This window comes from Sulfuricurvum sp. MLSB, assembly GCF_000747095.1.
In the GTDB taxonomy this organism is placed as follows: domain Bacteria; phylum Campylobacterota; class Campylobacteria; order Campylobacterales; family Sulfurimonadaceae; genus Sulfuricurvum.
Genome location: NZ_JQGL01000087.1, coordinates 1 through 12375, shown reverse-complemented (window position 1 = coordinate 12375; position 12375 = coordinate 1). Strand labels below are relative to the sequence as shown.

Below are 12375 nucleotides of genomic sequence, written 5' to 3'. Positions count from 1 at the left end.
ATGAACCGTCTCAGCGGTTACAACCTCTCGCTCGGTCAGATCGTACAGGCGACCCAGTCGCTGGCCTACAATGTCCCGGAGATCAAAGGGAAAACCGAGAAGAACGAGATTGTGATGATCGGCGTACGCAACGCGATCGAGAGCATCGAGGATGTGGGGAACATCATCGTTGCCCAGTACGGCGGATCGGCGATCTATCTGCGTGATGTCGCCACCGTCACAGCCGGAAGCGACATCCAGAACTTCAAATCGGCCCTCGTCACCGTGCGCGGCGAAGACGGGAAATTCTCGCCGCTGAAAGATCAGATCACCCTGACCGTTTCCAAATTGCAAGGGACCAACGCCGTCATCATCGCCGATTCGGTCAAAGAAGAACTCGAAAAATACAAAGAGCAGATGAAAGCGCAGGGTATCAGTTACGTCATCACCCGCAACGACGGCGAACGGGCGAACGAAGCGGTCAACGAACTCGTATTCCACCTGATCCTCTCCATCGTTATCATCGCCATTCTCCTCGTATTCGTTTTAGGATGGCGCGAATCGCTGATCGTGACGTTTACCGTTCCGGCGATTTTGGCGATCACCCTTTTTATCGCCTACATCACGGGGCAGACGGTGAACCGGATCACCCTCTTTGCGTTTTTGCTCTCACTGGGGCTTCTCGTGGATGCGGCGATCATCGTTATCGAAAATATCCATCGCCATTTCCATTCACCGGGTGCGGCAGATCAGGATGCGCATGAATTGATGGTGGAAGCGACCGATGAAATCGGTGCGCCGACCAACATCGCAACGCTGGCCATCATCCTCACCATGGTACCGATGGCATTTGTCGGGCAGATGATGGGGCAGTTTATGAAGCCGATCCCCGCCAACGTCCCCGTCGCACTGATCGCATCGCTCTTTGTGGCCTATATTTTTACCCCGTATCTGGCGGTACGGCTTCTTAAAAAACCCGATCATCACGCAGAGGTTCACTGATGTATAAAAAACTTGAAAATTATCTGCTGGATATTCTCAACACCCCTTCCAAGAAAAAAAAGGTGTTATGGGGGACGCTTGGCGCGTTTATTGTTTCGGTAGCCCTGATTCCGAGCGAGCTTGTACTGGCCAAGATGCTTCCGGGGAAAAATAACGATACCTATTCGGTCTACATCGACCTTCCCGGCGGCAGCTCGATCGAGCAGACACGCGACGTCAGCGAGTGTGTCGTCGGCATTTTGCAGCAAGAAAAAGAAGCGCTGGACGCCGAAGTCTTTTTGGGAGCCGGTGCGCCTCTGGATTTCGCGGGACTTATCAAAGGTTCGCATTTTAAAAATTCCGAAAACGTTGCCGAAGTGGTCGTCAATTTGACGAAAAAACATGACCGTGACGAACCTTCCTATATGATGGTGCAACGGCTGCGTCCCGTAATCGTCAAACAATGCGAAAGCATCTATCCGCAAACGAGCATCAAATTTATCGAACCCCCTGCCGGCCCTCCGACGATGGCCGCCATCGTCGCCGAGGTCTACGGTAACAATGCCGACGGTATCCGCCACCTGAGCGAACGGGTCAAAGGGGTATTTACCAAAACCGAAGGGCTTGTGGACATCGACATCATGCAAGACGAAATCTACGACAAATTCGAGATACGGGTCAATACCGATAAAATCAGCCTTTCGGGTCTGGACATCAAGCAGGTCAACGATATCCTCTATCTGGCATTCGAGGGGATGGGCGTAGCGGTCAAAAACTCCCAAAAAGCGACCGATCAGATCCCTATTTTTCTGACGTTGACACCCGAAGGGAAAAAATTCGCCTCACGTGACAAAACGGCGATCGAATACAAACTCGCCGGGCTGAAACTGATGAACCAGATGGGGATGATGGTCCCCATCACCGAAGTCGTCGAGATCGTTCCGGTCAAATCCAATCCGATGATCGTCTCCAAAAACCTCCATCAAATGACGAACGTCCTGGCCGAAACCGACATGGTTTCTCAGGTTTACCCGCTGATGGATGCCCGTACGATGATTTTAGAAACGTTTACCGATGAATACGACATTCACAAAATCGGACTGTTCAACCTTGAACTGATTGACAAAAAAACCCATGAGCGCTATGAGCTGCTGTGGGACGGAGAAATGGAGGTAACCCTCGATACGTTCGTCGATCTTGGAGGCGCGTTTATCGCCGCACTGATATTGATCTTTTTGCTGATGGTAGTTTATTACAAAAGCTTCGTTTTGAGCGGAATCGTCTTGCTGGGCAGTTTTCTCTCCATCATCGGAGTCATTTTCGGCCATCTGATCATGGATATTTTTAGCGCCGATACGTTCTTCCTCACCGCAACGTCACTGATCGGATTTATCGCCCTGATCGGGATCAGCTCGCGCAATTCGCTGTTGTTGATCGACTTTACCAAATCGCTGATGGTGGACAAAGGGATGCATAAAAAAGAGGCGATCGCCTATGCAACCGCTACCCGTGCCAAGCCGATTTTCCTGACCGCCGCGGCGATCATCCTCGCATCCACGCTCCTGGCCAGCGATGCGGTATTCGGAGGGCTCGGTGTTTCACTTATTTTTGGTACAATTGCGGCAGTTATCGCCTCTTTGATTGTTGTCCCGGTTCTGATCGACAATTCCGATCTGGAACGTCATTTTAACTTTCACGAGCGTACTGAAGTATCGATTATGGAGCCTTGATTGCCTAAATATCCCCCGGTAACGAAATTTACTGACAATGTGACGAATACGCTGGTTGAAGTCGCAAATAGCCGGGGGATAACCGCTGATGCCCTTGATTTCGACCTTCTTTCGTATGAAACCTATTATGAGGGAACGGTTGATGAAGAGTGGCAGTTGCTTAAAGGCAACGATCTCCTCAGCGAAACGACGGAAATCGAAATCCGCTCAAGCACGTTTCTCCTCCGCCAAGAATATGAGATCCGTATTCATCCCAGCAAACCCCGCCCGTATCTGAATCTTCGTTTCAACCTCGCCACCGACAAATACAAAAGCAAAATCGTAGCGCTCATCGATCCGAAATCGGAAATTCCCCTCAAAAAAGGGGTGCAGGAATGGATTAAAGAGGCTATTTGGAACAAACAGCTTCGGCACGGGTTTATGATCGGGCTTTACGATCAAAACCTGGACAAAGAAATCACCCGCCTTCTGATGAAAATACAAAAAGAAGGACCACTCACTGCGCCGTACCGCCTTCCGGTAGGAGAGTTTTTCCCTCCGGTACCTCCGATTGATGACAAAGTGATCCTGCACTATAAAAATCTCAAAAAACAAAATAATTTTATCGACGGGGTCAAACCGGGAGATTTGCTGTTGGAGTATATTTTCCCTAAAAACGGACGGGACGGACGCGGATGCGACGGACACCATATCGCCGTACTCGAGCCGCTTTCCCGCCATGCGGGGCTGATTATGGTCGACGATGAAACGATCACGACCGAACAAGACGACGACAGTATCCGCTTTTACGCCCGAATTTCAGGATACGTACAGCGACTGGAAGGGGTGTTCAGTATTTCTCAGGAACTCCACATCGAATCGGCAAGTCTGCGCGATACCGGCTCCATCGAAGCGGGGATTGACAAAGAAATTTCCCTCAAAGTCAAAAAGAACGAAGCGAACGAAGATTCCATCGGCATCGGGGTCAACATTGACGTGCAAAAACTAAACGTCAGCGGAACCGTCGGCGCCCATGCCAAAATTCAGGCGTGCGAACTCCATATCGGAGCCCAAACGCATAAAAAGACAAATATCCATGTAACCAAAAAAGCCAATATCCATCTTCACCGCGGCAATCTGAAAGCCAAAGAGGCCGATATCGAGATTCTGGAGACAGGACGCGTCGAAGCCGACATTGTACGGGTTAAGAAAATGGTCGGCGGGGAGATTGTCGCCCGGATCATCGAAGTTGACACCCTTTATTCCAACGGCCGTCTAACCGCCCTTGAATCCATCGAGATTCAAACGATCGAAGGGGACGGAAACAATCTCATCATTGATCCCCGTGCCATCGAAGCGTACCAGGAGAATCTCGAAGCCATAGAACTCGAAATCCGAACCCGCACATCCCGTCTCCAGCAACAAAGCAAGGAGTTTATCGCAAAAGAGATCTCTTTTAAAGATAAGAACAACCGTATTAAACATTTTCAGGAACGAATCAAGGATGCCGTCAGAAGCGGAAAATCACCCATGAGAGCCGACATCGTACGCCTGCAACAATACCGAACCGAATTTGAAAACCTGAAGCAGGAAGAAGAACGTCTCAGCGATGAGAATGAGCGTCTGCAACGCCTGAAAGAGGAACTCGATACTCTCTACGAAGCCGATCTGCATGCCGTTATCACCCATCACGGTACGTATAACGGACATACAAGGGTTGTGTTCATCGATCCGAAAACCTCTCAAGAATACATTCTTACCCCCCAAAGAAAAGCGACCCATATCCGCTTACGGCGCGAAGGGGACGAGAAACAGCTCCTATTGGAATCCTAAAAGTATTTACCTCGTTTAAGATGCCTCGGAGGGTTTTATGTTTTTGAGGTAAAACTCTCTCATGAAATTATCCGACTTGACTTTAACCACGCCCTATCTGGAACTTGATCCGATCTTTTATCACGAATCGGCTCCGACGTCGCTTAAAAACCCCCGTCTTGTCAGCCTCAACCCCGCAGCCGCGGAACTGCTTGGACTCGCACCTGAGGAACTCTCGTCTGCTGAAACGGTAGCACTTCTTAACGGCCAATCCCAACTAAACGGATCACGCTTTTACGCGATGTGCTATGCGGGACATCAATTCGGCCATTACGTTCCGAGGCTCGGGGACGGCCGCGCCATCAATCTGGGCAAAGCAAACGGCTGGAACCTTCAGCTCAAAGGCTCCGGGCAAACCCTCTATTCCCGTCAGGGAGACGGCCGCGCGGTACTGCGTTCCTCGATTCGGGAATATCTGATGAGCGAAGCGATGGACGGTCTTGGAATTGCGACTTCCAGAGCGTTGGCCATCATCACGTCGGACGAAAAGGTCGCCCGCGAACGCTGGGAAAAAGGCTCTATCGTTCTGCGTCTGGCACCTTCATGGATACGGTTCGGAAGTTTCGAGTATTTTTTTCACGCCAACCGCCATGCCGAGCTCGAAAAGCTTGCCGATTTTCTGATACGCGAATCGTTTCCCGAACTTGTCGGAGCCGAGGAACCCTATCTGAAAATGTTCGCCGAAATCGTTCGTCGTACGGCCGAGCTGATCGCGCAGTGGCAATCGGTAGGATTCAACCACGGGGTCATGAATACCGATAATATGTCGGCAATCGGTATCACGATCGATTATGGACCGTTTGCGTTTATGGACACGTTCGAGAGCGGCTATATCTGCAACCATACCGACACTTACGGCCGCTACAGCTATGACAGCCAGCCGGGAATCGGATTGTGGAATCTCCAGCGTCTGGCACTCGCGCTTTCTCCCCTGATACCGCAAGACAAACTCGAAGCCGAGCTGGAACGCTATGCGCCCTGCTTCACGACCAAACTTCTCGAACTTTTGCGCGCCAAACTGGGGCTGGACGAAGCTCAGGAGAGTGATGGCGATTTGTTCCGTTCTCTCTTTGCCATGATGGAAAACGCCCAAATCGACATGACGCCGTTTTTTCGAACCCTCAGCCGATACGATGGGAAGCGAAGCGCTCTTCTTTCGCTGGCGCTCTCTCCCGATCCGCTGAACGCCTGGCTCGACCGATACGATGCACGGTTGTCACTCAACACCTCATCGACGGATGAGAGACACGTACGGATGCTTCGCACCAATCCTAAATACGTTCTGAAGAACCATATCCTTCAAGAAGCGATTACTCGTGCCGAAAACGAAGATTTCACCCTCGTGAACGATTTGCTCCGTATCGCCCGCGACCCGTACGGGGAACACGAATCTTTCGAGCGGTACGCTCTTCCGACTCCGCCGTCATTGAACAACCTCAAACTGAGCTGCTCCTCCTAAAGCCGAGCGGCAAAACTGATTATTTAATCACCACATTATCGTAACCGATCGGTAACCGTCAATTCATTGATTAATAATTGATCAACAAAACCGCTTACAATTTTTGATTGCCTTTTATACTGTCACAGCGATAATTTATGAGGAGTTTTAATGCAGCGCGATCACCTCATCGGCTATATGTCCGATGTGCAGAATTTTGAAAAGAATATGAGTTCACTTTCGGATAAATGGGATCTTTTGACCCTTTTGGGGTCCATGTCCAACATCGGGATGGATACCAGCGAAACCCGAAAAGCATTCGAAGACCTTCTCGATGAACCTCTGGTTCGTCTGATTCAAGAAACGTTTAACAAAAGTCTTGATGAGCTCTCGTCCAAAGCACAATCGGCGATTGACATCCTGATCCGCAACCTTTTTGAACGAACGGCCGATATCGGATTTCTCGCAACGGATGACGATATCCGAAACTACCTGCACTTTTTGACCATGGCCGAACGCTCCGCTTCCGAAGAGCTGCGCCAGATCAAAATGGAAAAAAAAGAAGCCCTGACCGAGCGCTTCGCCGAATACGTCGCCAAATACAGCGTCTATGAGAACATCATTCTCCTCGATACCAAAGGCCGCGTCCTCGTCCAGCTCGATCACGACAATCCGGTCACAACGACCAAAGACCCGCTGCTCGCCGAATCGCTTAAAACGCATCAGGGATACGTGGAGACCTTTCGAGCCACCGACCTGACCCATCACAAACCCTCTTTGATCTATTCATACCGGGTATGCGACCCCTCAACCGACGAAGCGCTCGGCGTATTGTGTCTCGTTTTCCGATTCGAAGACGAACTCCGAAGCATCTTCCGCAAACTCACCCGCGAGAACCCCTACATCGCGTTGGAGCTGTTAGATCCTGATGGAAGCGTCATCGCTTCCTCTTCGCCGCATCATGTTCCGGTCGGCTCCACGCTCGAAGCACGCAACAGCGACTCGCATCAGACCTATTACGCCGGATTCGAATACCTCTACAAAGCGGTAAAAACCAGCGGCTACCAAGGGTATGCCGGCCCCGGCTGGATCGGCCATGCGATGGTTCCGATGCATTTAGCATTCCGTTCCTCGGCCCATAAAACGCTGGATGCGAATCCTCTTTTTGACAAAGTTGCCAATACGACCGACTATTTTCCGCAGGAACTCAAAGAGATTCTGGAAAAAGCGAAAAAAATCCAGACCGAGCTGGACATCACCGTCTGGAACGGTAACGTCCAGATCGCCAATGCCTCTAACAAAGAGAACCCTTTTACCAAAGCGCTGTTGGGCGAGATTTCCAAAACGGGCGAAGAGACAAAACAGGTCTTTGAGCATACCGTCACCAACCTCAACACTGCCATGCTTGAGCGCTATCTCGAAGATCTACGGTTCCAGTCCTCACTGGCAATCGACATCATGGACCGCAACCTTTACGAGCGGGCCAACGACTGCCGATGGTGGGCGCTCACCACAACGTTCAGAGAGCTGTTGGGACAACGCGACCTTAGCAGTTCCGAGCGGGAAAAAATGGGCTCGATCCTCAGCTACATCAATGCACTCTATACGGTCTACAGTACGATGTTCCTGTACGACCGCGACGGCACGATCGTCGCCGTTTCCAATCCTGCTGATGGGCATTACGTCGGAAGAAAAGTAGGCCATTCGTGGGCTTCGGACACGCTGAGACTTCAGACGACCCAGGAGTACGTCGTGTCGGACTACGAGCAGAGCACATTTTACGATAACGACTATACGTATGTCTACAACGCCTGCATCCGCAATTTTGAAGGAGAAAGCGTCGGAGGCATCGGCATCGTATTCGACTCCAGACCTCAATTTGAGGCGATGCTGCATGACATCCTCCCCAAAAACGATCTGGGTGACGTCAAAGACGGTATGTTTGCCCTCTTTATCGATCGACGCGGGCGTGTTCTCTCATCAACGGACACATCAATTGCCGTAGGATCATCGCTTCCTCTCCCCGATTCGATACTCGAACTTCCCTGCGCTCAAAGCAATGCGCAGATGATCGCCCACAACGGCCTGTATTATGCGGTAGGAGCAACCTGCTCGAGCGGATACCGCGAATACAAACACAGCGACGGCTACCGTAACGACGTTATCGCCGTTCTTTTTCATCCGATCGGAGAATGTGCCCTGGAGAACACCGAAAGCTCTCAGCGACGAACCTATGTCTATCCAAAACCGAGCGGATTGGAAGAGACGTGCGAAATTTCGACGTTTTTCATCGGCAGTACCCTTTTTGCGATCGAATCCAAAGAGGTCGTCTGTTCGCTGATGCATCAAGAACTCACGCCGATTCTCCACGCCAGCGAATACAACCTCGGGGTCATTGGTTTTGACAAACGGATGGTGAGCGTCATTTCACTTGCCAAGCTGATGGGGATGGAGAAAAAATACGACAAAGAAAAAGATACGATTATCGTCGTCAAAGCCGACATTGACGGTCAGATTCTCCATCTCGGTCTGGCAGTAGACGCGATTTACAGCAGCCCGGAAGTTCCGTTGCGCTCCATCAGCCATTACAGCAACGTCCTCAAAAACGAGAACTCTTTGACCAAAGCGGTCATCATCCCCGACCGCGCCGAGGATTTCGGGAACGAAATGATTTCGATCATCGACATTCCGAAAATTTATATGCAGCTCGTGCAGCCCTACTCCCGCCCGCTCAACCGTGTCATGGCCTAACGGGCGCAGAAGCGGCTGCTTCTGTGCCCGTATCAATTTAATTTAACAGTAAGCGTAGTAGAATCGTTCATTCTCGCATCGGGAGAAATCATGAATTCTACAACAGACACGATCGACGCCAATGAAGCGGTTGCCCGAATCGCCTACAAACTGAGCGAAGTGATCGCCATCTACCCCATCACCCCCTCCTCGCCGATGGGGGAACTCAGCGATGCCTACCACGCACGCCACGAAAAAAACATCTTCGGTACGGTCCCCGACGTTATGGAGATGCAAAGCGAAGGGGGCGCGAGCGGCACCGTTCACGGCGCACTGCAAAGCGGAGCGCTGACAACGACCTTTACCGCCTCGCAGGGATTGCTGCTGATGATCCCGAACATGTACAAAATCGCCGGAGAACTCACACCTGCCGTGTTTCATGTCGCTGCCCGCTCCATCGCGGCGCAGGCGCTCTCCATTTTTGCCGACCACAGTGACGTCATGGCCGTACGGCAGACGGGGTTTGGCATGCTGTGTTCCAACAGCGTGCAGGAAGCGCACGATTTTGCCCTGATCGCACAAGCCGCTACGCTGGAGTCCAGAATTCCGTTTGTCCATTTTTTCGACGGTTTCCGTACCTCTCACGAAATCAACAAGATCACTTTGCTAAACGACGATACCCTCAAAGCGATGATCGACGGCCAACTCCTTAAAGCCCACCGGTCCCGTGCCCTCACCCCGGACAATCCGTTCATCCGCGGTACCGCCCAAAACCCCGACGTCTATTTTCAGGGACGCGAGAGCGTCAACCGTTACTACGATGCCGCCGCAGGGATCGTCGAATCGGCGATGAAACGGTTTGAATCTCTCACCGGGCGCGGTTACCGCCTCTTCGATTACGTCGGTGCCCCCGACGCGGAACGTCTTATCGTGCTGATGGGTTCGGGTGCCGAATGCGCCCACGAGAGTGTCGAATATCTTGTTTCCCAAGGGGAAAAAGTCGGGGTACTCAAAGTACGCCTCTACCGGCCTTTTTCCCTTTCTCACTTCGTCGCGGCGCTTCCTCCCACCATCCGATCCGTCGCCGTACTCGATCGCACCAAAGAACCCGGTTCCTTCGGCGAGCCTCTTTATCTCGACGTCATGAGTGCATTGGGCGAAGCCTCCATGAACGGGTCATTGGGATTTGCGATGCCCCGCGTCATCGGAGGACGTTACGGCCTCTCGTCCAAAGAGTTTACCCCCGCAATGCTCAAAGCGGTGTTCGACGAACTCGCCAAGCCTGCTCCCAAAAACCGTTTCACGATCGGCATCATCGACGATCTGACCCATACAAGTCTGGAGTGGGATGAGACCTTCACCCTTCCCTCCGAGGGGACGTTCGAGGCGATCTTCTACGGCCTCGGTTCGGACGGAACCGTCGGGGCAAACAAAAACTCGATCAAAATCATCGGCACTGAAACCCCCTCCTACGCGCAGGGATATTTCGTCTACGATTCGAAAAAATCGGGATCGATGACGATATCGCACCTGCGCTTCGGCCCCCGGGAAATCCGCAAGACCTACCTGATCCAAAAGGCCGATTTCATCGCTTGCCACCAAAGCGTCTTTATGGAAAAATTCGACATCCTCTCCCACGCCAAAGAAGGGGCGGTCTTTTTGCTCAATTCCCCCTTCGGCGCAGACGAGCTCTATCGCCGCCTGCCGCGACGCGTGCAGGAACAGCTAACCCTCAAAAAAATCAGGATGTTCGCGATAGACGGTTACCGCGTCGCCAGAGAAAACGAGATGGGAAACCGCATCAACACGGTGATGCAGACCTGTTTTTTCGCGATCTCCGGCGTGCTTCCGCGCGAAGAAGCGATTAAAAAAATCAAAGAGAGCATCCACAAGAGCTACGGCAAAAAAGGCGAAGCGATCGTCCGCAAAAACTATGCCGCCGTCGATGCGACGCTGGCCAACCTGTTTGAAGTCCCCCTCACGGGAGCCGATTCCTCCATAGCGATGGAGCCTCTTCTCAAAGGCTCTTTTGACTCCTTTGTTGCCGACGTGACCGCCCGCCTCGTTGCGGGCGAGGGAGACCGGGTCCCGGTAAGCATGATCCCCGAGGATGGAACATGGCCGAGCGGAACGACGCAGTATGAGAAACGCAACATCGCACTGGAAGTTCCCTTCTGGGATCCGCAGAGCTGCATTCAGTGCAACAAATGCGTCCTCGTCTGCCCCCACGCCGTCATACGCACGGGGATCGTCGACGAACCGGCTCTTGCCGAAGCACCCGAGGGGTTTGCGTCGGTACAAGCCAAAGGGAAAGAATTCGGCGACACGGAGCGCTTTGTCTTGCAAGTCAGCGTCGAAGACTGTACCGGATGCGCCCTGTGCGTCGAAATGTGTCCCGCAAAAAACAAATCGCAGGCCAACCTCAAAGCGATCAACATGGTGCCCCAATACCCGCTGCGCGATTCGGGAAGCCGTCAATGGGCATTTTTTACCTCGCTGAGCCTGATCGATCGTTCCCGTTTGGAACAGTCCAAAGTCAAAGAGAGCCAATTCCTCGAACCTCTGTTCGAATTCTCCGGCGCCTGTCCGGGATGCGGCGAGACCCCTTATATCAAGCTCGCTTCCCAACTCTTCGGCGACCGCATGATCATCGCCAACGCGAAGGAAGAGGTCCCGCTTGGTCGAATTCGCTGTTTGAGGACAATGCCGAGTTCGGGCTCGGATTTCGTCTGGCCATCGACCACCACACCGCCCATGCGCAGGAATTGCTGCGCGAACTCAGAGCGGATGCGGGTGAGGAGCTGTGCGAGGCGATCCTGTCCGCCGACCAAAGCGGCGAGCCGGAAATATTCGAACAGCGCAAACGGGTCGACGAACTCAAAAAACGTCTCGAAACCCTGCAAGATGCCAAAGCACGGATGCTGGTCGAACTGGCCGATTACCTCTGCAAAAAATCGGTCTGGATCATCGGAGGGGACGGCTGGGCGTATGACATCGGCTACGGCGGGCTTGACCATGTCCTAGCCAGCGGCAAAAACGTCAACATACTGGTTCTGGATACGCAAGTGTATTCCAACACCGGAGGGCAGCAGTCCAAAGCGACTTTTACCGGCGCCGTCGCCAAATTTGCCGCCGAAGGCAAAGCCCAAATGCCCAAAGACCTCGCCATGATGGCGGTCGCATACGAAAACGTCTACGTCGCCCGTGTCGCGATGGGTGCGAGCGATACCCAGACGCTCAAAGCGTTCATCGAAGCCGAGCGCTACGACGGACCGTCCATCATCATCGCCTATTCGCACTGCGTCGCCCACGGCTACGATCTGCGCTACGGCATGGATCAGCAGAAAAAAGCGGTCGAATGCGGATTATGGCCGACGTTCCGATACAATCCCGCCCTCGCCAAAGAAGGCAAAAATCCGATGACCCTCGATTACAAAGGGCCTCAGATCGGCGTCAAAGAGTTCATGTACAACGAGACGCGCTTCAGCATGGTCGATAAAATGAACCATGCCAACGCCGAGACGTTCCTCGCAACCGCATCCGAACATGCCCGGCAGATGTGGCGGCGCTACCAAAATCTCGAACAGCTGTGGGAATCTCCCGCACAAGGAGAAGAATCATGAACCTGAAAACATCCTATATGGGATTCGAACTCAAAAATCCCCT

7 protein-coding genes are annotated in these 12375 nt (G+C 52.5%); all 7 read left to right on the top strand.

Annotated features, from left to right (window positions below; translation table 11 throughout):
* Positions 1-981 (top strand): efflux RND transporter permease subunit (locus JU82_RS06580; RefSeq protein WP_037948390.1); only part of this gene is annotated, 981 nt, incomplete at its 5' end.
* Positions 981-2690: an efflux RND transporter permease subunit gene (locus JU82_RS06575; RefSeq protein WP_037948387.1), complete on the top strand. Its 1710-nt coding sequence runs from the start codon at positions 981-983 to the stop codon at positions 2688-2690. The genes JU82_RS06580 and JU82_RS06575, both read left to right, overlap by 1 nt.
* Positions 2691-4502, top strand: a complete 1812-nt coding sequence (locus tag JU82_RS06570) for a flagellar assembly protein A (protein WP_037948385.1) — start codon at positions 2691-2693, stop codon at positions 4500-4502.
* A gap of 61 nt (positions 4503-4563) precedes the next feature.
* Positions 4564-6000: a protein adenylyltransferase SelO gene (locus JU82_RS06565; RefSeq protein ID WP_037948382.1), complete on the top strand. Its 1437-nt coding sequence runs from the start codon at positions 4564-4566 to the stop codon at positions 5998-6000.
* A 150-nt stretch (positions 6001-6150) separates the two neighbouring features.
* Positions 6151-8730: a chemotaxis protein CheW gene (locus JU82_RS06560; RefSeq protein WP_037948379.1), complete on the top strand. Its 2580-nt coding sequence runs from the start codon at positions 6151-6153 to the stop codon at positions 8728-8730.
* A 90-nt stretch (positions 8731-8820) separates the two neighbouring features.
* On the top strand, positions 8821-11733 hold the full coding sequence (gene nifJ, locus JU82_RS06555; RefSeq protein ID WP_294892392.1) for a pyruvate:ferredoxin (flavodoxin) oxidoreductase: 2913 nt from the start codon (positions 8821-8823) through the stop codon (positions 11731-11733).
* A complete protein-coding gene (locus JU82_RS11890; protein WP_294892390.1) occupies positions 11628-12332 on the top strand; it encodes a thiamine pyrophosphate-dependent enzyme in 705 nt (234 codons plus the stop codon). The genes nifJ and JU82_RS11890 overlap by 106 nt, the downstream gene beginning before the upstream one ends.
* Positions 12333-12375 lie beyond the last annotated feature (43 nt).

What these genes read in the sequence shown, in the direction of transcription:
- JU82_RS06575 (WP_037948387.1), top strand. Translation starts at nt 981, where the DNA reads ATGTATAAAAAACTTGAAAATTATCTGCTGGATATTCTCAACACCCCT.
- JU82_RS06565 (WP_037948382.1), top strand. Translation starts at nt 4,564, where the DNA reads ATGAAATTATCCGACTTGACTTTAACCACGCCCTATCTGGAACTTGAT.
- JU82_RS06560 (WP_037948379.1), top strand. Translation starts at nt 6,151, where the DNA reads ATGCAGCGCGATCACCTCATCGGCTATATGTCCGATGTGCAGAATTTT.
- nifJ (WP_294892392.1), top strand. Translation starts at nt 8,821, where the DNA reads ATGAATTCTACAACAGACACGATCGACGCCAATGAAGCGGTTGCCCGA.
- JU82_RS11890 (WP_294892390.1), top strand. Translation starts at nt 11,628, where the DNA reads ATGCTGGTCGAACTGGCCGATTACCTCTGCAAAAAATCGGTCTGGATC.